Source organism: Pontibacter cellulosilyticus (genome assembly GCF_014306105.1).
Taxonomy (GTDB): Bacteria; Bacteroidota; Bacteroidia; order Cytophagales; family Hymenobacteraceae; genus Pontibacter; species Pontibacter cellulosilyticus.
On record NZ_JACRVF010000003.1, the window covers coordinates 538,823 to 560,416 of the forward strand.

The following is a 21,594-nucleotide window of genomic DNA, read 5'->3' on the forward strand; positions in this document are numbered from 1 at the left end:
ATCCCAAACCCGACCCTTTTAAAGTATGAGTATAGCCAAGAAATTGGTCGGGCAGACTGCTGCCTATGGTTTAAGTAGTATAGTAGGCAGGGCGCTAAATTATTTGCTCGTTCCTGTTTATACACGCGTATTCCTGCCCGAGGAGTATGGGGTTGTTTCTTATCTATATGCCTTCGTCGCTTTCTTTAACGTGGTGTATACATATGGCATGGAGACAGCCTTTTTTAGGTTTGCCAACAGGCCTGATTCTGATCCCAAAGCAGTGTATAACCGTGTGCTTAGCGCCATACTTCTTAGCAGTGCTGTTTTTACAGGCATCCTTCTTCTTCTGTCAGGATATATTGCAGACTACATTGGCTACCCGGACCGGCAGGAGTTTATTACTTGGCTAGCCCTGGTATTAGCCATAGACGCAATCGTAGCCATACCTTTTGCCTGGCTACGACACCAGAATAAGGCAATTAAGTTCGCATCTATAAAGCTCTCCAACATCCTGATTACAGTGGGGGCTAATCTCCTTTTCCTGGTAGTGTTCCGACATATTTATGAAGGCAAATATCTACAGGAGCTTAGGCCTTTAGTTTCTTACCTGTACGACCCTGATTTTGGAGTAGGCTATATATTCATCATTAACTTGGTGGCCAATGCTTTGCTCCTGCCTATGCTCTGGCGCGAATTCCGCATTTTCCGCTTTAAACTGGATCTGGAGCAACTGAAACCAATGCTTGTATATGCTTATCCCCTGCTTTTTATGGGATTGGCAGGCATGGTAAATGAGGTGATAGACCGAATTCTGCTGGAGCATTGGCTACCTGAAAGCTTCTATCCGGAAATGAGTAATATGGCTGCAGTAGGTGTTTACAGTGCCTGCTATAAACTTGCCATATTTATGACGCTGGCCATACAGGCTTTCCGATATGCAGCAGAGCCATTCTTTTTTTCGCAGGCGCAAGAGAAGGATTCACCTCAATCATTTGCTCTTGTGATGAAGTGGTTCGTGATTGTCTGCACTTTCATCTTCTTGTTCATATCTGCTAACTTAGAGGACTTCGCATACTTTATAGGACCCGAATACTGGGACGGCCTGATAGTGGTGCCGATTCTGTTGCTGGCAAACCTGTTTCTTGGCGTATACTATAACCTGTCGGTGTGGTTTAAGCTAACCGATAAAACAAAGTATGGCACCTACATTAGTTTTGCCGGGGCAGCCATAACGATACTTTTTAACCTGCTGCTCATACCTGTGTTAGGCTATGTGGGCTCAGCTATTGCCACTTTTGTTTGCTACTTTAGTATGGCACTTGCCAGTTACCTGCTCGGGCACCGCCACTACCCTATTCCATATCCTGTTAAAGCAATTGTAAGCTACATCTTGCTGGCAATTGCGCTGGTGTGGTTGGCATTGGCCATAGAAATTGATAACTTCTGGCTGCGTCATGCGTTTCACTTGGCTGTAACTGCTGTTTTTCCGGTAGTAGTATGGCTACGTGAGCGTCCCCGCTTTCTTAAACTTTAAGCCTTAATTTTAAAGATGAACAACAACAACCTAAAGGTTAACGTCATTAACCAATCTAAGCACGCGCTTCCGTCTTACCAGACCATACACTCTGCTGGCATGGATCTACGGGCTAACTTAGAGGTACCTGTTATACTGAAGCCTTTACAGCGCGCGCTGTTGCCAACAGGCCTTTTTATTGAACTACCCGAAGGTCACGAAGCACAAATTCGTCCTCGCAGTGGTCTGGCATACAAACACGGTATTTCCATCGTTAATAGCCCGGGCACCATTGATGCCGATTACCGCGGAGAGATAAAAGTGCTGCTGGTTAACCTCTCTGACCAGGATTTTGTTGTGGAAGATGGAGAGCGCATTGCCCAAATGGTAGTAGCCAAGTATGAGCGAGTAGAATGGGCTGAGGCAGAAACATTAACAGGCACTGAACGCGGAGCAGGCGGCTACGGCAGTACAGGAACAAAATAGTAATTGCTCGACTTCCATTATGGGTTATCATGCACCGAATTATGCTTTACCCAGTAGTTATCGAATAACGAACAACCGATAATAAAAAAAGCTGCGACTCAGGTTGTGGCGTTTAATATACCTTTAATCAAAACTAAAGAACGCTATGAGGATAATAATACCGATGGCAGGTATGGGCAAGCGTATGCGCCCCCACACATTAACAGTACCTAAACCACTTATACCTATTGCGGGTAAGCCTATTGTACAACGCCTGGTAGAGGATATTGCTAAAGTATGCCAGGAGCCAATCGAAGAGGTAGCTTTTATTGTTGGCCGCTTTGGCGACAAAGTAGAAGCTGACCTTAAAAGTATAGCCGAGAAAATCGGTGCTAAAGGTAGCATTCATTACCAGGACGAAGCTTTGGGAACTGCCCACGCCATTATGTGTGCTAAGGAAGCTTTAACTGGTAAAGTAGTAGTAGCTTTTGCCGACACACTGTTTAAGGCAGACTTTAAACTGGACACAAATGCGGATGGTACCATCTGGGTGCAACGCGTAGATGACCCGCGTCCGTTTGGTGTAATTAAGCTTAACGAGAACAACAAAATCACTGATTTTGTGGAAAAGCCACAAGAGTTCGTGTCTGATCTGGCTATTATCGGCATCTACTATTTCCGCGATGGAGAGTACCTGCGCCAGGAGCTGCAGTACCTGCTTGACAACGACATCAAGGACAAAGGTGAGTACCAACTGACCAATGCCTTGGAGAACATGAAGAACAAAGGCACTAAGTTTATACCTGCCGTTATCTCTGAATGGTTAGATTGTGGAAATAAAAACGCAACTGTTTATACTAATCAACGCTATTTAGAGTATATAAAAGACGAGGAGGGACTGATAGCCTCTACGGCGACGCTGGAGAACACAGTAATTATACCCCCAGTATATATTGGTGAGAATGTGCAGCTTACAAATTCTGTAATCGGGCCTCACGTTTCCATCGGTAACGATACAAGCGTATATAACTCTGTAGTGAGCAACTCCATTGTTCAGGAGAGCACCGCCATCAAAAACAGCAACATTGCAAACTCAATGCTCGGCAATTTTGTTGTGTATGAGAGTCGTCAGTCCGACTTAAGCCTCGGCGACTACAATACGCTTATAGACTAATGCCATGAACACATTCAGAAACATTCTGCTTGCTACCTGCTGCTTCTCTTTAGTGGCAGCAGCAGAAGCCAACGCTCAATCTTCCAGAAAGAAGAACAGAGCAGCAAAAGAGGCAGCCACCGCACAGGCCCCTGTTTTAAAGGAGCCATCGGAGCAAGACAGGCAGATAAGCGAGGCAATGTTTCTGGATGGACTGAAATATTTTGTGCTGGAGGACTATCAACAAGCCCTCCAGCTTTTTCAGAAAGCACACACCCTTACCCCTAACAACGCAGCCCTAAACTATAAAATAGGCGAAACATACCTGCACCTGAAGGACCCTAAAGCTGCGGTTCCGTTTGCCCAGGCTGCTATTGCACAGGATACTAAGAACCCATACTACTACTTGCTGCTGGCGCAGCTGCACACCGATCAGAAACAGTTCGATGCTGCGGCGCAGGCCTACAACGACCTGCTGAAGAATGTGCCGAATTCGGAGGAGTATCTATTTAACCTGGCAGATCTGTACCTGGCACAGGCCCGTTACGACGATGCACTTAAAACCTATGAGCGTATCGAAAAGCAATTTGGTGAGCTGGAGCAGTTAACTGTAAACCGGCAGCAAATTTACCTTCGCCAGAAAAACATTGACAAAGCCATACAAGAGGGCGAAAAGCTAATCATAACTTACCCGACAGAGGTTCGATACTTCTTGGCCCAGGCCGAGTTGTATAACGCCAACAAAAAGCCAGACCAGGCAATTGCAGTGTTGGATAAAGCATTAGGCTTAGATCCTAATAACCCATTTGCTCACCTAATGCTGTCAGACCTGTATCGCCAGAAAGGCAACATGCCTGAATCTGAGAAACGTGTAAAAAGAGCTTTTGCCAGCCCTGAGCTAGATATTGATACAAAAGTTAGGATACTAGTAGATTTTATCCGTCAGTTGCCTAATCCTGCTATCGAACAAGTATCGCTGGATTTGGTGGATCTAACCATCAAAAATCATCCCGAAGAGGCAAAGGCATATGCTGTTGCCGGCGACTTGCAAACCATAGTTGGCAAGAAAGAGAAAGCCCGCAACAACTACCTGAAAGCCGTTAAACTAGACGATTCTCACTTTAAGATCTGGCAGCAGATCGTTCTGCTTGATGCAGAGTTGGCGCAGTCTGACTCATTAGTTGTTCACTCAGAAAAGGCACTGGAGCTTTTCCCTAATCAGGCAGTTTTCTGGTTCTACAACGGTACCGGTCACATGATCGAAAAAAATTATGCGAAGGCTGTCAAAGCGCTGGAGTATGGCAAACGACTTTCTTCCGGAGAACCTGAGTTGGTTGCTCAATTCAACTTGCAGCTTGGCGATAGCTATAACTCCTTAAAAGAATATAAAAAATCGGATGAGGCATACGAGGCTGTTTTAGTGCATGATGCCGACAATGCCCATGTACTGAATAACTACAGCTACTTTTTATCGCTGCGCAACGAGAACATGCAAAAAGCAAAAGCCATGTCTGAGCGCCTTGTAAAGCAACATCCAAACAACCCTACCTATCTGGATACTTATGCATGGGTGCTTTATAAATTAGGAGAGTATTCTGAGGCCCGCAAATACCTGGAGCAAGCGGTTGCTATCTCTGATGATGCCACCATAGTAGAACATTATGGAGATGTACTTTATAAATTAGGCAAAAAAGAAGAAGCTGTTAGCCAGTGGCAAAAAGCCAAACTAAAAGGAGAAGCCTCCGCCTTCATAGACAAAAAGATAAAAGAGAAAAAGCTTTATGAGTAAACACCTTTTGGTGGGCCTGCTAGCTATACTTATGCTGGCTGGCTGCAAAAAAGAAACTGTTCCTACTACCGCATCTGAAACTACTGCAACCGTAGGCCGGGTATCGGTTAACAACCTGGACTTTAATTATCTCAACTCTAAAGGCCAGATTACCTACAACGACAAAAATGACAACCTGACTTCAGGCGTTACCATGCGCATGAAAAAGGACAGTGTGATTTGGGTATCGGTGCAACCTGGACTGGGTATAGAGGCTGCCCGAATGATGCTAACTCAGGATTCTGTGTATATGATAAACCGTCTGCACAAAGAATATGTAGCTACTGATTACCGCTTTCTAAAAAGTAAACTAAACGTTGATGTAAACTTTGAGACACTTCAAGCTATCTTGCTGGGTAACTACAAGGCACAAGGTACGGAAAAAGTAATGGCCGAGGAAAATACACAGCATATACAGCAAAGCTATCAGAACCTGCTTTACGACTATTTTATCAGTCTGGATAACAGCAAGCTTAAGCAGCTGAATGTTCAGGACAATGGCAGCGGCAACTCTATTACTGTTAAGTATAATAACTTTAACCAAGTAGGCACAGTACCTTTTGCCCACGATATGGCCGCACAGGTTCTGCAAAAGGGAGAGGTAACAGACTTTACTTTAAAGCATTCCCGTATCTCCATCAGCGATGAGGTGCTGGAGTTTCCGTTCACTATTCCGAAAGACTATAAACGCCTTACTTTTAATTAAATCTGCCTGCCCGTTGGTACTTCACTTATAGTTTTGCCATATTTGTAAACTGAGTGCATACCAACCTATAGTTTAATGAAGGCCCTTTACAAATTCATCTTTTTACTGTGTTTACTTTCTCTTCCGTTTGCCACTCTGGCTCAAAAAAATAAATCGAAAGCACAGCTCGAAAAAGAAAAAAGGGAAAACCTTAACCGTATAAAGCAGGCTAATAAAATCCTCCAGCAAACAAAAAAGGAGAAAGAAGCTTCTATTGGGCAGCTTAATGCCATCAAAGAGAAGATTGATGTACAAAAGGGTGTGATTACGAATATATCACGCGAGATAAACTACATCGAATCAGATGTGCAGGAGACAGAAGGTATAGTGCAGGCTCTGCAAAACGACCTGGAAAAGCTGAAGGCAGAGTACGCAACCATGGTATATGCCGCGTCAAAAACTGCCAACAGCTACAATAAACTAATGTTTCTTTTTGCTTCTGAGTCTTTTAACCAGCTTGTAATGCGCCTGCGTTATTTGCAGCAATACTCTGAAGCACGACAGAAACAAGTAGAGCAAATTAACAGAGTACAGGCTGCCCTTACAGGCCAAATTTATATACTCGAGTCTAAGAGAAAGCAAAAGCAAGGGCTGCTCACCAAACAGATAGCCGAAAGCAAGAACCTGCAAACGCTTAAAGTACAACAAGACAGTGTAATAAACCGCCTGAGTAAACAAGAGACTAACCTGAAGCAGGAAGTAGCTCAGCGCCAGCAAGCGGTAAAGAAACTAGACAAGCTTATTGCTGACATTGTTCGGGAAGAGATTGCCAGAGCAGCGCGAGCAGCAAGAGAGGCCGGTAAAGCATCGAGTGGCAGCAGCAGCAAGATGACGCTTACCCCGGAAGCCGCCTTAATCTCATCGTCGTTTGCAGGAAATAAAGGCAGATTAGCATGGCCAGTTGAACGTGGGTTTATCTCACAGAAATTTGGGCGCCATAACCATCCTGTGTTAAAAGGTGTGGTAGTAGAGAACCGCGGTATTGATATCCAAACAGCGCAGGGCGCGGCAGCGCGTGCCATCTTTGAGGGTAAAGTGCTTACAGTTGCTTCGGTACCAGGCATGAATAACATTGTAATGATACAGCACGGAGAGTACTTTACAGTTTACGCCAAGCTAAAATCTGTGAGCGTTACGACAGGCCAGAATGTTAATGTGAAGGATGTAATTGGTACTGTATACACTGATGCCGATGGTACAACAGAGCTGCAGTTCCAAGTATGGAAAAACAGCGACAACATGAACCCAGAGACGTGGCTGATCAGGAAGTAATTGTAAGTCGGTAACATTTAGCACAGTCTATAAATGGGAAGCTCACGATATAAATCGTGAGCTTTTGTATTTATGATACCATAGTCTCGTGCCTCAGCTGTATTTTATTATTCAGCAGATTTATACTTATAAAGTAGTACTAAACATATATAGCTATAAAATAAAAAAACACCCTACAGTGCAGGGTGCCTTTCCAAGCTATGAAAACAAACTTAATATTTTATATTTAAGCACAGCCTCGGGTTTCCAAAACATATGCTCTTATATTCTAACTCTAAATTACAACCTGAAGTTCAAACAATCAAGTTATAAGCAAAATTTAACTGCTTTTTTATAATAACTGTATAGCTATACTACTATCTAATAGCTTTTGTTGCCAAACCATATATCTTTTTTTTAAGATATCGGTTTCCTACTCAAAAAGAGCCAAACTTGATTTGCTTTAAGATGCACTTTATATTTGTGCACTTTGCAGAGATATAACTTTATCAGTAAAGCCGCCTGCTTCAGATATACTATATACAAGCTTGGTGCCAATTTATCTAAAACACCCTAAGCAGTTGATTTACAAAACTTCTCCAAATTGAACATATATCTTTATTTCCCAAATTGAGAAATAAAACAAAGCATACTTCCCATTTTTAGAAACAACCTTAATATACATACTGCCAATCTACTACAGGGAGTATTGCCGTATATATAGGCGCATCACAGACAAATGAATTTATTTGGCATCAGCTATACATAACCTACTGCACAATAGATAGCTGTATACTATATTATACTGTTCGGATGCGACATTAAACTTATCTCGGCTGTTGTGGGTTTATTTAAATATTAACCCTAATTTTGCAGCATACATTTAATTTTAACAACATGGAAATCACTAACATTTTCCTATTTATTGGTGGTCTTGGCGGTACAGAGGTTATTCTTATCCTTGTGGTAATCCTGCTTCTTTTCGGTGCTAAGCGTATTCCTGAGCTTGCTAAAGGCCTTGGTCGTGGTATCAGAGAATTTAAAGACGCGACTAAAGAAGTTAAGAATGAGATCGAGTCTTCAGTAAAAGACGACGAACGCAAGTAATAACCAACACCAGCCCATAACAGGCTATGTGCTTAACTACGATATTCCTTTTCCTGGGAGACCTGGGAGGAGGAGAAATGCTCGTTGTATTAACGGCAGTCTTATTATTGTTTGGCGCAGATCGTATTCCTGGCATTGCCCGTGGTTTTGGCCGCGGTATCAGGGAATTTAAAGATGCGACCAACGAAATCAAACACGAACTAGAGCGTTCTATAGACGACGAAAAGAAGTCAAAATAGATTGAAACAGTATAACTCGCTACAGGACATTCGCACTGATATTGCCAATGGGCAAGTTACGTGCCGTCAGCTGGTGGACCACTACATCCACAACATCAAAGAAAAGGCTGAGCTAAATGCGTTTCTGGAAATTTTTGAGCAGGAAGCCTACACACAGGCCGATATAGTTGACCATAAACTGGCAAACGGCACTGCCGGCAAGCTGGCAGGTATGGTTATCGGCATTAAGGATGTGTTGGCATATGAGGGCCACAGCCTTCAGGCCTCCAGCCAAATTCTAAATGGCTTTAAATCGCTTTATACTGCCACGGCAGTGCAACGCCTGATTGCCGAAGACGCTATTATCATTGGCCGCCAGAACTGCGATGAGTTTGCCATGGGTGCTTCTAATGAGAATTCATCGTTTGGCCCGGCACTTAATGCTGATGATGCTACACGCGTACCTGGAGGTTCTTCAGGCGGTTCGGCAGTTGCTGTTCAGGCTAATTTGTGCCTTGCCTCCATCGGCTCCGACACGGGTGGCTCTGTGCGTCAGCCGGCTTCTTTTTGCGGTGTGGTGGGTTTAAAGCCTACTTACTCACGCATCTCCCGCTACGGCCTTATCGCTTATGCATCTTCTTTTGACCAGATCGGTGTTATTTCTAAAAGCGTGTCGGATGCGGCGCTCTTGTTAGAGGTAATGGCAGGCAAAGATGAGTACGACAGCACAGCAAGCCAGCGTGAGGTGCCCGCTTACAGCGACTTGCTGGCTACTGACAAGAAGTATAAAATCGGCTACATCCGCGACTGCTTCGAGAGCGAAGGCTTAGATGCAGAGGTGAAAGATGCCATACTTGGCGTAAAGGACATGCTGAAAGCCGCAGGACACGAAGTGGAGGCAGTAGAATTCCCATACCTGGACTACATGGTACCTACTTATTACATCCTGACCACTGCGGAGGCAAGCTCTAACTTGGGCCGCTATGATGGCGTGAAGTATGGCTACCGTTCAGAAAACGCTACTGACCTGACCTCACTTTACAAAAAAACAAGAGCTGAGGGTTTTGGTCCTGAGGTGCAGCGCCGCATCATGCTGGGCACATTTGTTCTCAGCGCTGATTACTATGACGCATACTATACAAAGGCTCAGCGCGTTAGAAGATTAATAAAAGAAAAAACGGATGAGTTGCTTCAGGCATATGATTTCCTTATCTTGCCTACTGCTCCTACTACAGCATTTAAAATAGGAGAGAATACAGCGAATCCGTTGGCTATGTATTTAGCCGACATCTTCACCGTACAGGCCTCGTTAGCAGGCGTCCCGGCCATTTCTATACCAGTTGGTCGCGATGCCAACGGCCTTTCCATCGGGTTACAACTTATGACCCGTGCATTTGAGGAGCCGCAACTGCTTGCTTTCTCGAATTACATCCTGGACAAGATAACCGTTGAAGCATAACACCACATGACTCAATTCAGATTATTTACAGTACTAGCTACTATAATTGGCAGCTTGTGTGCTACTGGCGCGCAGGCTGCCAATTATGGCTTTATTCAGGAACAACTCGTTCTTGAGGACACCCTAAAACCAGTAAAGGACACTACTTTTCTTTCTGAGGAAGACCTTGCGTTACTGGTTGAGTATATCCCCAATGAACCCAACGAGGTTATTCAGGATCGCTTGAGCTGTATAGAATCTGATATGCCCCTTGTGTTCAATAACTTTGTGCGAGCACACATAGATTATTTTACTATCCGCAACAGAAAGTATACACGTAAGATGCTTACGCGTGAGAATGTATACTTCCCGCTTTTCGAGAAGTACCTAGAAAAGCACAACATGCCAAGAGACCTGAAGTACCTTTCTATTGTAGAATCTGGTCTTAACCCAAAGGCAGCATCTTGGGCCGGCGCCGTCGGCTTGTGGCAATTCATTAAAGTTACGGGCAAGGAGTATGGCTTGGAGCAGAACCAGTACATTGATGAACGCATGGACCCTGAAAAGTCCACGGATGCAGCACTACGCTTTTTAAAGAGACTGTACAGAACCTACGGCGACTGGGAATTGGCCATGGCAGCTTATAATTGCGGCCCGGGTAACGTAAATAAAGCCATACGCAAAGCAGGCGGTGGCAAAAGAACTTTCTGGGAAATCTTCCCGCACCTCCCGCGCGAAACACGCAGCTATGTACCTAACATGACAGCTGTAATCTATGCTATGAACTATGCAGCTGAGCATAACATCTTCTCAGATTCTATACTATACACGCCGGATGTAGCTTACCTGGAACTGAACAAGGAGGTGGACCTGGAGAAGTTGGCAGAGGAACTGCACCTCACAAAAGAGCAGCTAATGGCTCTTAACCCTGAACTGAAAACAACCAAGATCCCACAGCACCTGCTTAACTACAGGATTAAGATACCAGCCCAGTCAGCAAAGCTTGTGGCAAGTGCAAACGACAAAGATTGTATACTTCTGGCAGCAGCACCAGTAAAGCATCCTGAACCAGAAACAGCTCCAGAGCCGGCGAAGTCTAAAGCTTTGCTCGCAAGCAACACGGAAGAGAAGCCTGATAAAGACGAGACAAAGCCTACAGACAAAATTACCTATGTTGTACGCCGCGGCGATAACCTTTCCAACATCGCTAAAGATTACAACATAACTGTAGAAGATCTGAAAGAGTGGAATGATATTAAAGGCAGCAGCATTATGCCCGGCCAAAAGCTACTTGTGATGAAGCCTGCCGATGAAGCGAACACTACACTATTAGCGGTAAATAAGGAAGCAGCTGCGCCAGCCAAAGCTACCCCAGCTAAATCTGCTATAGAGAAGATAAAGAAAGAATCGTTGATATACCATGTGCAGCCAGGAGATACTCTCTGGACTATCTCTCAAAAGCACAACGGCCTTACTGTAGAGCAAATTAAAAGGCTAAACAAACTAAAGTCAAACGCAATACAGCCAGGCCAGAAACTGATCTTAGGCTAGAGTTTATAAAGTATAAAAAAGAGAGCACCCTTTCGCTGCGAGAGGGTGCTCTCTTTTTTATACTTGTTGGCGAAGCACAAACTCCAAGTATAAATATTTGCAATTTCTGCTTCACAATGGATTCATAGCGCGTATCTTTGGAGGCTCAGTTTTGGATTAACGCGAAAAACTTATGAAATTGGTCTTTAGCAAGATATATTTTGCTGAAACTCCAAACAGGTGTCCAGGCTTGAGCAGTAATAACACACAACGACGCATACAATGACGACTAAAGTAAACAGAGAAGACGCCTTAAATTACCACATGCAGGGGCAACCTGGCAAAATAGAGGTAGTTCCAACAAAGATGGTGAGCACACAGCACGACCTAGCACTTGCTTACTCGCCAGGCGTTGCAGAGCCATGCAAAGAAATAGCCGCCGACAAAGACAACGTTTACAAATATACAGCCAAGGGCAACTTAGTTGGTGTAATATCTAACGGTACTGCCGTACTTGGTTTAGGCAACATCGGCCCTGATGCATCTAAGCCAGTAATGGAAGGCAAAGGAGTTCTCTTCAAAAAGTTTGCAGGTATTGATGTTTTCGACATTGAAATAGATTGCACCGACCCTGCTGAGTTTGTACGAATTGTAAAATCACTAGAGCCAACCTTCGGAGGTATCAACCTGGAAGATATTAAAGCCCCTGAAAGCTTTAAAATAGAGAATGCACTAAAGGAGCAAATGAACATTCCGCTCATGCACGACGACCAGCATGGAACGGCTATAATTTCTTCTGCAGCGCTTCTAAATGCATTGGAGCTTGCCGGCAAAAATATAAGTGAGATCAAAATGGTAATGAACGGTGCAGGAGCCGCCGCCATTGCCTGCGCTAAGCTTTATGTTGCCCTAGGTGTGAAGATGGACAACATCGTGATGTTCGATAAAGAAGGCATCATTCGTCCGGAGCGCAATGATCTGGATATTTATAAGGCACAGTTTGTTACCATGCGCAAACTGGATACACTGGAGGATGCGATGCGGGATGCCGATGTATTTGTAGGCCTATCAGCAGGTAACGTTCTGCCACCAGAATACGTGAAGCTAATGGCTGCTAATCCGATCATCTTCGCCTTGGCAAACCCTGACCCGGAGATTCCTTACGATATGGCAATGGCAACCCGTGAAGATATCATTATGGCCACCGGCCGCTCTGATCATCCGAACCAGGTAAACAACGTGCTCGGCTTTCCATACATTTTCAGGGGTGCATTGGATGTACGCGCAACCGAGATCAACGAAGAGATGAAACTGGCTGCTGTACATGCACTTGCTGCCCTTGCGAAAGAGGATGTACCAGAGATCGTGCACAAAGCATACGGCGACAACACTATTTCTTTTGGTCGCTTTTATTTGATCCCAAAGCCGCTTGACCCTCGCCTGATTACAACCATTTCGCCGGCTGTAGCAAAAGCAGCTATGGATAGCGGTGTGGCGCGCTTGCCGATAACAGACTGGATAAAGTATGAGCAGGAGCTTCAGGAGCGTATCGGCATCGACCAAAAGCTGATGTCTCGTATTACGAATCAGGCAAAAGAAAATCCTAAAACAGTCGTGTTTGCTGAGGCAGACAACTATAAGATACTAAAAGCCGCACAGGCTGTAAAAGACCAGCGAATTGCCAAGCCTGTACTTTTAGGTAACCGCAACCGCATACAGAGTATCATAGAAGAAAATCACCTGGACCTACAAGGCGTTACCATTATTGACCCTTTTGAGGAGGCGGAAAAGCGTGAAGAGTATGCGCAATTGTTTTACAAAAAGCGCCAGCGAAAAGGACTTACCCTTTTTGATGCAGGCCGCCTGATGCGCGACCGGAACTACTTCGGAAGTATGATGGTGGAGTGCGGAGACGCTGATGCATTAATTTCCGGTTTAACCCGAGATTACTCAAAAACAATTGTCCCGGCCCTGCAGGTAATCGGTGTGGAAGAGGGTATCAACAAAGTGGCAGGTATGTATATCATCCTGAACAAGAAAGAGCCATACTTCTTTGCCGACACTACTGTGAACGTAAATCCAACTGCAGATGAACTGGTAGATATAATAGGCTTGACAGCTCGCACGGTACGCTTTTTTGATACAGAGCCACGTATGGCAGTGCTTTCGTACTCGAACTTTGGATCGGTACAGGGTGATATCCCAAATAAAGGTGCTGAGGCGGTTAGAAAAGCGAAGGCTAAATACCCTAACTTGCTAATAGACGGTGAAATGCAGGCAAACACGGCCCTTAACCGTAACCTGTTGCGCGAGCATTATCCGTTTAGCGAGTTGGCAGAGAAAGGTGCTAACACTTTGGTGTTCCCAACGCTTACCTCTGGCAACATTGCTTACAAGGTACTGCAGGAGATTGGAGGCGCCGAGGCTATTGGTCCTATCCTGATGGGAATGCGTAAGCCGGTACACATCTTACAATTAGGCAGCTCGATAAGAGAAATTGTAAACATGGTGGCTATTGCTGTCGTAGATGCTCAAAACTATAATAATCAACATATATAGATGATAGCCTATATTGATGGTAAGCTAGCCCATAAAGATCCGACCTACGTCATCATAGATGTGAATGGCATAGGCTATCAGATCAAAATATCGTTAAGCACTTATTCTTCATTGCCAGCCGGAGAGCGCTGTAAGTTGCATACCTTCCTGCACATAAAGGAAGATGCCCACACGCTTTACGGGTTTACCACGGCCTCAGAGAAAGAAGTGTTTCTGCATTTAATATCTATTTCAGGCGTGGGTCCCAATACGGGACTCATGATCCTGTCTTCCCTTTCTGTAGATGAGGTGCAGCAGGCCATTATCAGAGAGGATGTAAGAACAATACAGCAAGTAAAGGGGATAGGCGCTAAAACGGCCCAGCGTGTTATACTTGAGCTGAAGGATAAGATGAAAAAGGAAGCTTTGCTGACAGACACATTTGTACCTGCAGCCGCACACAATACGAACAGAGCCGAAGCGTTATCTGCTTTAGTTACATTAGGTTTTGCCAAGAACGTAGCCGAGAAAACACTGGATACGATTATTAAGAGAGAAGGCGGAAATCTGAGTGTAGAGGAGTTGATAAAGTTTGCGTTGAAAACATCGTAACAGATATACCCAATTTGATCTGGAAAAGTAAAAAGAACAACCTGCTTCTGGTGACGGTTGCAACTATCTCTATGCTGGCCTGGTGGTCGCAGGCGGAAGAGTTGCGCTCAAAGAGCAGATTTAAGTACACTATTCTTCAAAATCTGCTATCCTTTCAGGATACAGTAAAAAAAGACACTGCTTACCTCCCAAGCAGACGGCCTACGTTTGTGCCTAGCGACAGGCGCGGCAACCCTTTCAGTACACGCTCTAACTCCTCTCCCCTGCTGTTGGGCCAGCCCAGCAATCTGCAGCTAAATGTAGAACTGGACGACAGCCTACAACAGTACAATATTACCGAAACCATAGGAGACATAAATTACCGGCCGCCTTCGTCTATGACGCTGCAGCAGTTTTCGGAGTGGCAGCAGCGCGAGGCCATTCGTAATTACTGGCGCTCCAAGTCGGCTGGTTTGGATGGTGAGAGTGTAGTAAGCAGTAATAGGCTTATACCTAAAATATACATCAGCCCTGCTTTTGATCGTATCTTCGGAGGCAACTATGTAGATATTCAGCCTAACGGTAATGTGTCGCTTAAATTCGGTGCACGCTTTAACCGCAATCAGAACCCTACTATACCACTGCGCCAGCAACGCACCGGCGACTTCGATTTTGACCAGAACATCTCCCTGAACCTAGTGGGCAAGGTAGGTGAGAAAATGCGCATCAACTTTAACTGGGACAACAACGCCAACTTCGATTTCGAAAACAACATGAAGTTGGATTACACTGGTTACGAGGAAGAAATTATCCGTAAAGTGGAGGCCGGCAACGTAAGCCTGCCCTTGAACAACTCGCTTATTACAGGCGCGCAGAACCTGTTTGGTATAAAGACACAGCTGCAGTTCGGCCGCCTAGGCGTTACAACCATTGCCTCCAACGTGCGTGGCCGTAACGACGAGGTAATTATTCAGAACGGAGCACAGAACAAGCCATTCCTGATTAGGGTAGATGAGTACGACAAAGACAGGCATTTCTTCCTGTCGCAGTTCTTCCGTAACCGCTACGACCAGGCCCTGGCAAAGCTGCCCTTAGTTAACTCTGGCATTGTTATTCGCCGCCTGGAGCTGTACGTTACTAACAACAACCGCTCTACCGAAAACCTGCGCAACATGGTTGCCTATATGGATATCGGTGAGTCAGACCCTTATCGCGAGCAATTTGATACTGGCCGTCCGGCCACCGCACCGGCAGATAATCAGGCAAACTCACTCTACAATATACTTACTAATCCTCAGGCACGTGATAACTCCGGCGTAGACCAATACCTGAGAAGCCGCGGCTTACAGAAAACAGTAGATTTTGAGCATGTGCGTGCCCGTAAGCTGGACCCACGCGAGTATAAGTTTAATCCACAGCTTGGTTACATTTCCTTAAATACAGCACTGCTACCAGACCAGGTGCTGGGCGTGGCGTTTGAGTATACTTACAATGGCAAGACCTATCAGGTAGGTGAGTTGATTGATAATTACCAGAACCTGGATGATGAGAAGGTAATTCACATGAAGTTGCTGCGCGCCACCAACCCTGCATTGGAGTACCCTACCTGGGACCTGATGATGAAGAACGTGTATAGCCTAGACGCAACACAGGTAAATCGCACAAACTTCCAGATGCAGATCATCTACAAGGATGATGAGACAGGTGTAGACATTACCAGCTTAAAAGAGCCTAGCCCGATCCAGAACATTCCGCTGGTGGAGGTGCTAAACCTCGATAACGTTAACCCGAACAACGACAAGCCAAGCGATGGTAACTTCGACTTTTTACCGGGCATCACTATTGATACAGAATCAGGCAGGATATACTTTCCGCAGGTAGAGCCCTTTGGTAGTTACCTGGCCCAGAAACTAGAAGGCCGACCTGAACTGATTGACCGTTATGTGTTCCAGGAGTTGTATGACCAGACACAGACGGATGCCCAGCAAAATAACGTAAAGGCCAAGTTCTTTTTAAAAGGCCGCCTGCAAGCCACCTCCGCCGACGAGATAACCTTGCCAGGCTTTAGAATTGCAGAGGGATCTGTGGTAGTATACTCTGGCGGCACCCGCCTGGTAGAGGGAACAGACTATCAAGTATTCTACGACCTTGGCCGTATTAAAATTTTGAACCCAAGCTACATTAGCTCAGCCAGCGATTTAAGAGTAACTTACGAGAAAGCAGAACTGCTGAACATACAGCCGCGCTCTTTGCTTGGTGCCCGCTTTGATTATAGACTTAACGAAGATGTAAACATTGGTGCTACTGTTTTACACCTGTCTGAGCAGCCTTATATTAACCGCGTAAGTATAGGCGATGAGCCCTCAAACAACACCATTTACGGGTTTGATTTAAACATGCAGCGGGAGTCGCGTTTCCTTACAAAGATGACTGATGCGATCCCTTTTATACAAACAAAGGTGCCTTCGCTGGTAACATTTAGCGGTGAGTTTGCTCAGTTGGTACCGGCAAATACAAAATCAGCTGTAAACGAGGATGGCGCCTCTTACATTGATGACTTTGAGGGGGCTGAAACACCTTATAGCCTGGGTGGATTTAATAACTCTAGTTGGCGCTTAGCGGCTACCCCTGCCCCACTTGTACCGGGTGCTGGGCTGGCATACTCTTATAACCGCGCAAAACTTGCCTGGTATACCATCGATCAGATCTTTTACAGGGATGCAGACGGTTTAAGACCAAAGAACATTACCAAAGAGGAACTTGCCAATAACTATGTGCGTGGGGTACAGAGAAACGAGGTTTTCCCGGGTCGCGACCTGGAAGTAGCTAACACTTTTGAGTATACATTTGACCTGGCTTACTATCCTAGCGAGCGAGGCATGTATAATTATAATCCTAACTTGACGCCACAGGGTTTGCTAGCCGGTGATCCTCGTGATAACTGGGGTGGCATCAGTCGCGATATCACCTTCGATACCGACTTTGACAATGCCAACATTGAATACATTGAGTTCTGGATGATGGACCCGTTCGCTACCGGTCCTAACGGTAGAAAGGATGCTCAAGGTAACCTGATCACAAGCAACGAAGGCGGACAGCTGGTATTTAACTTAGGTAACGTATCTGAAGATGTGCTGAATGATAACCTGTACGCTTTCGAAAACGGATTGCCGGTGTCGCAGGACAACATGCTTAAAGTACAGGAAACGCTTTGGGGCCGTATTACCACACAGCAGTTCCTGACAGATGCCTTTACAGGCGTAGCAGGTGGACGGCAGTTACAGGATATAGGTTTGGATGGCTTGAATGATAACGAGGAGCAGGCATACTTCCAAAACACATTCCTGAACCTAATTTCCGGCACACCTCCACAAAACGTGTTGAATGACCCATCGGCAGATAACTTCCTGCACCACTTAGATGCACGTTACGATGGACAGAATGCAGGTATACTTGCCCGCTACAAGAACTTTAACGGCATGGAGAACAACTCCCCGGAAAACAGTCGTTTCTCCAACTATGCCTTCCCAGACAAAGAAGACCTGAACCGCGACAACGTGATTAGCGATGTGGAGCAGTATTATGAATATAAGATAGACCTGCAGCCGGGTCAGCTAAATGTAGGGCAGAATTACATTGTAGATGCCGTAGAAGGAAAAGGAGTTACGTGGTACCAGTTCCGCGTGCCGATCCGTCAGCCAACGGGTTCAGTGGGGAACATCAATGGCTTCAAGTCTATCAGGTTTATGCGTATGTACCTAACTCAGTTTGCCGATCCGGTGGTGCTGCGCTTTGTACAGTTCCAGTTTGTGGCTAACCAGTGGCGCCAGTACCTACAGCCTATTACCGACGGCAATCCATGCTTAACCTGTACCGACGACGCTAAAGCCTTTACTATTTCAACAGTAAACATCGAGGAGAACGGACAGCAAATAGAGGGCACTATACCTTACGTAGTTCCTCCTGGCATCGAACGCCTTCGTGACTACGCCTCTACCAACGATCGCCGTCAGAACGAGCAGTCGCTGCAGCTTTGTGTTGAGGATCTGAAGGATTCTTTCTCGAAGGCAGTATACAAGAATATCTCTTTGGATATGCTTATTTATAAGCGCCTGAAAATGTTTATACATGCCCAGAGCCAGGAGGCAGGATTACGGGATGGAGAAATGCAGGCCTTTATCCGTATCGGCACCGACTTTACCCAAAACTATTATGAGTATGTTGTGCCGCTGGAGATCACCCCGCAGGGTAGTCTGACCCCAGATGCTATCTGGCCGCGGGGCAACCAAATCGATATTGCTCTACAGGAGTTCGTAGACGCGAAAGCACTGCGCAACTCTCAGTCAGGTGTAGATCGCTTCAGACCATTTGATGTTAACGTAGGCGGCAAAACTATACGAATAGTAGGTAACCCTGACTTTAGCGAAGTGCAGGGTATTATGATCGGTATCCGTAACCCTAGCGATAATGGACAGCCGCATTCTGTGTGTATGTGGGTAGACGAGCTGCGCGTTACTGACTTCCGTAACCAAACCGGTTGGGCAGCTAACGGCCGCTTAAACACCAAACTGGCAGATTTTGCGAACATCACCGCAACCGGTGCCTATACGACTATTGGCTTCGGCGGCCTGCAGCAGAAAATCGCGCAGCGTGCCCGTGAAAATACTGCCCTGTTTGACGTGAGCGCCAACATTGTAGCCGACAAATTCCTGCCGGAGAAGTTAGGTATTAGAGTACCGGTATCGGTGCAGTATGGTACCCTTAACAGCGAGCCTCAGTTCGACCCACTGGACAAGGACGTACCGCTGGAGCAATCGCTTACAAGATTTAAGGAGGATGAGGACGCCAAAAAAGCTTATAGGAAAGAAGTAACCACGCGGGAAACACGTAAGAGCGTAAGTTTGCTTAATGTGCGCAAAGAGCGGACTGATCCGGAGGATAAGGTTCAGCCTTATGATATCGAGAACTTCTCCTTCTCCTACTCTTATGCGGAACGCCTGTTCAGCAACATCGAAACCGACAGAGATTTTACGAAGACATACAACGGTGCCGTGGCTTATACTTACAATACTACGCCACGAAACATTGTGCCTTTTGCCAAGGCAGAAAGTATGAAATCGCCGTACCTGCGCCTGATTAAAGACCTGAACTTTACGCCGCTACCAAGTAGCTTTAACTTCAGGGCAGATCTGGACCGTCGTTATAACGAAACATTCCTGCAACGCCGTGACCCGGAAACCGGACTGATCACCTCCAGAGGTATAGCGCCTACATTCCAGAAGTATTTCTACTTTAACCGTATTTACGATCTGAAATGGGACATTACTAAGAGTCTGGCATTAGACTACACAGCCACCAACAGAGCTATTGTAGATGAACCGGATAACCGCATCAACAATGAGATCGATTCGCTAGCTTACAAGAATAAAATCATTTGGGATAACTTAAAGCATTTTGGCCGCAATACCAACTTTAACCAGATGGTAGCCTTAAACTATAAGCTGCCACTGGACAAGTTCCCGCTGGTAGATTGGATCGGCGCCGATACCCGCTACGCCGTTACCTATCTCTGGACAGCAGGCTCTACGGCTCTTAACCAGGATACCACTTTCAGGCTGGGCAATACAGTAGAGAACAACACCGAGTTTACTGTAAACGGTAAGTTTGACTTAGTAAAGCTGTACAACAAGGTGAAGTTCCTGAAAGCAGTAAACTCGCCTGCTCCTGTAGCGGCAGCACCTGCTCCTGGCGATACTATAGCTAAGAAGCCTGCCTCTGAAATGAAGTTTGCAAAAGCGCTTGCCAGAGCATTTATGATGACGCGCTCGATCAACTTTACATACTTGCAGAACCGCGGTACGTTGCTGCCGGGCTACCTGCCAAGCACACAGTTCTTCGGGTTTGATGATGACTTTGAGGCGCCTGGCCTGCCATTTATACTTGGTAAGCAGTACGATCTGGATAATTTATACTTCAGGGCGAAAGAAAACGGATGGTACACTGATAGCAGCCAATACCTGAACACGCCATTGAGCAGTATACTTACCGAAGACTTTAGAGCACAGGCTAACTTGGAGCCATTCAAGAGCTTTAATGTGCAGTTGGATGTGCGCCGCAACAAGTCTACCATTGAAGAAATCTTCTACCGTAAGGAATTTGATGATTTTGGAGAGGTGGGTGTTGTAGACCAGCGTCAGAATCCATTCAATACAGGTGCTTTCTCTACTTCATTTATGGCCTTGGGCACTCTATTTGAGTCTACCAGTGCGGGAACATCAGAGGCATTTGAGCAATTTGTGCGTAACCGCCATAACGTACGCGACAAACTACTAGCAGCTAACCCGGCTGCCACTACAGATTCGGCTTATACTTTAAATTCGCAGGAGGTACTTATAAAGTCGTTCCTGTACGCGTACCAGGACCGTGATATAAGCGGCTTTGCCCCAGATGCCAACGACAACCCATTTAAGCGATTACCAATTCCGAACTGGCGTTTGGATTATAATGGCCTGTCGCAGTTGCCGTTCTTCCAGCAGTGGTTTAGCCAGGTAAATATTACACATGCTTATAACTCTAGCTTTAACATCACCAGCTTTACCACATCGCTGCTGTACGACCAGGAACCGGCTGGTTTTTCAACTGCCACCAACAACTTTGGCCAGTTGGTACCTTACTACATTGTAAACCAGCTAACGGTATCAGAAAGGCTGGCACCGCTGTTGGGTGTCAACTTTAGAACCAAGACAAACCTAACCGGCCGACTAGAGTATAAAATTGAGCGTAACCTGTCGCTTAATTTGACCAATGCACAGGTAACCGAGACGAATGTAAAAGACTATGTGTTTGGCTTTGGCTATGCCACTAGCAATTTCAGGATACCGTTCAGAATCGCTGGTAAGCGCCGTGTTTTAGAGAACGAACTAACTATGCGCCTTGACTTCTCGGTGCGTGATAACCAGACAGTGCAGCGTGCCATCTCTACCGACGACGACACAGGCCTGGAAGTTAGCCAAAACCAGATTACGAACGGCACACGCCAATTGCAGCTGCGCCCAACCGTGGACTATGTGCTTAGCCAGCGGGTGAATATCCAGTTCTATGTGCTACGAACCGTTTCTGACCCAAAGATTTCTACCTCTTTCCGAAACAGTGTGACAGAAGGCGGCGTTCAACTGCGAGTTAGTTTGCAATAAAATTTTGGCATTGCAAAAAAGGCCGTATTTTTGGGCAGTAAT

Annotated in this window: 13 protein-coding genes; all 13 read left to right on the forward strand. The window is 45.7% G+C overall.

The window, feature by feature from the left end; genetic code table 11:
• Positions 1 to 25 precede the first annotated feature (25 nt).
• The 13 genes from H8S84_RS13195 (at position 26) to sov (ending at position 21,552) form a co-directional block, all read left to right on the forward strand.
• Positions 26 to 1,516: an oligosaccharide flippase family protein gene (locus H8S84_RS13195; RefSeq protein ID WP_187067798.1), complete on the forward strand. Its 1,491-nt coding sequence runs from the start codon at positions 26 to 28 to the stop codon at positions 1,514 to 1,516.
• A gap of 15 nt (positions 1,517 to 1,531) precedes the next feature.
• On the forward strand, positions 1,532 to 1,981 hold the full coding sequence (dut, locus tag H8S84_RS13200) for a dUTP diphosphatase (RefSeq protein ID WP_187067799.1): 450 nt from the start codon (positions 1,532 to 1,534) through the stop codon (positions 1,979 to 1,981).
• Between the two features lie 145 nt (positions 1,982 to 2,126).
• Positions 2,127 to 3,134: a nucleotidyltransferase family protein gene (locus tag H8S84_RS13205; protein ID WP_187067800.1), complete on the forward strand. Its 1,008-nt coding sequence runs from the start codon at positions 2,127 to 2,129 to the stop codon at positions 3,132 to 3,134.
• A 4-nt stretch (positions 3,135 to 3,138) separates the two neighbouring features.
• A complete protein-coding gene (locus tag H8S84_RS13210) occupies positions 3,139 to 4,902 on the forward strand; it encodes a tetratricopeptide repeat protein (RefSeq protein WP_187067801.1) in 1,764 nt (587 codons plus the stop codon).
• Entirely contained in the window at positions 4,895 to 5,647 is a 753-nt protein-coding gene (locus H8S84_RS13215; RefSeq protein ID WP_187067802.1) for a DUF4292 domain-containing protein, read from the forward strand. Before H8S84_RS13210 ends, H8S84_RS13215 begins: the two co-directional genes overlap by 8 nt.
• 75 nt (positions 5,648 to 5,722) lie before the next feature.
• Positions 5,723 to 6,958 carry a murein hydrolase activator EnvC family protein gene (locus H8S84_RS13220; RefSeq protein WP_187067803.1) on the forward strand — a complete coding sequence of 412 codons (1,236 nt, stop codon included), beginning with the start codon at positions 5,723 to 5,725 and terminating at the stop codon, positions 6,956 to 6,958.
• An 876-nt stretch (positions 6,959 to 7,834) separates the two neighbouring features.
• On the forward strand, positions 7,835 to 8,044 hold the full coding sequence (locus H8S84_RS13225; RefSeq protein WP_187067804.1) for a Sec-independent protein translocase subunit TatA/TatB: 210 nt from the start codon (positions 7,835 to 7,837) through the stop codon (positions 8,042 to 8,044).
• A 26-nt stretch (positions 8,045 to 8,070) separates the two neighbouring features.
• Complete coding sequence (locus H8S84_RS13230; protein ID WP_187067805.1) at positions 8,071 to 8,283, forward strand: Sec-independent protein translocase subunit TatA/TatB; 213 nt, start codon at positions 8,071 to 8,073, stop codon at positions 8,281 to 8,283.
• Position 8,284: 1 nt separating this feature from the next.
• A complete protein-coding gene (gatA, locus tag H8S84_RS13235; protein WP_187067806.1) occupies positions 8,285 to 9,721 on the forward strand; it encodes an Asp-tRNA(Asn)/Glu-tRNA(Gln) amidotransferase subunit GatA in 1,437 nt (478 codons plus the stop codon).
• 6 nt (positions 9,722 to 9,727) lie between these two features.
• Complete coding sequence (locus tag H8S84_RS13240) at positions 9,728 to 11,251, forward strand: lytic transglycosylase domain-containing protein (protein ID WP_187067807.1); 1,524 nt, start codon at positions 9,728 to 9,730, stop codon at positions 11,249 to 11,251.
• A 261-nt stretch (positions 11,252 to 11,512) separates the two neighbouring features.
• Positions 11,513 to 13,789 carry an NADP-dependent malic enzyme gene (locus H8S84_RS13245; RefSeq protein WP_187067808.1) on the forward strand — a complete coding sequence of 759 codons (2,277 nt, stop codon included), beginning with the start codon at positions 11,513 to 11,515 and terminating at the stop codon, positions 13,787 to 13,789.
• Positions 13,790 to 14,380 (forward strand): Holliday junction branch migration protein RuvA, encoded by a 591-nt coding sequence (gene ruvA, locus H8S84_RS13250; protein WP_187067809.1) that lies wholly within the window; start codon positions 13,790 to 13,792, stop codon positions 14,378 to 14,380.
• Between the two features lie 14 nt (positions 14,381 to 14,394).
• The gene (sov, locus tag H8S84_RS13255) at positions 14,395 to 21,552 is read left to right on the forward strand and encodes a T9SS outer membrane translocon Sov/SprA (RefSeq protein ID WP_230407173.1); all 7,158 of its coding nucleotides are present in this window, start codon (positions 14,395 to 14,397) and stop codon (positions 21,550 to 21,552) included.
• The last annotated feature ends 42 nt before the right edge of the window (positions 21,553 to 21,594 follow it).

Coding starts and splice junctions, on each gene's coding strand:
- H8S84_RS13205 (WP_187067800.1), top strand. CDS start 2,127: ATGAGGATAATAATACCGATGGCAGGTATGGGCAAGCGTATGCGCCCC.
- H8S84_RS13245 (WP_187067808.1), top strand. CDS start 11,513: ATGACGACTAAAGTAAACAGAGAAGACGCCTTAAATTACCACATGCAG.
- H8S84_RS13210 (WP_187067801.1), top strand. CDS start 3,139: ATGAACACATTCAGAAACATTCTGCTTGCTACCTGCTGCTTCTCTTTA.
- H8S84_RS13225 (WP_187067804.1), top strand. CDS start 7,835: ATGGAAATCACTAACATTTTCCTATTTATTGGTGGTCTTGGCGGTACA.
- H8S84_RS13215 (WP_187067802.1), top strand. CDS start 4,895: ATGAGTAAACACCTTTTGGTGGGCCTGCTAGCTATACTTATGCTGGCT.
- H8S84_RS13230 (WP_187067805.1), top strand. CDS start 8,071: ATGTGCTTAACTACGATATTCCTTTTCCTGGGAGACCTGGGAGGAGGA.
- H8S84_RS13195 (WP_187067798.1), top strand. CDS start 26: ATGAGTATAGCCAAGAAATTGGTCGGGCAGACTGCTGCCTATGGTTTA.
- H8S84_RS13240 (WP_187067807.1), top strand. CDS start 9,728: ATGACTCAATTCAGATTATTTACAGTACTAGCTACTATAATTGGCAGC.
- dut (WP_187067799.1), top strand. CDS start 1,532: ATGAACAACAACAACCTAAAGGTTAACGTCATTAACCAATCTAAGCAC.
- ruvA (WP_187067809.1), top strand. CDS start 13,790: ATGATAGCCTATATTGATGGTAAGCTAGCCCATAAAGATCCGACCTAC.
- H8S84_RS13220 (WP_187067803.1), top strand. CDS start 5,723: ATGAAGGCCCTTTACAAATTCATCTTTTTACTGTGTTTACTTTCTCTT.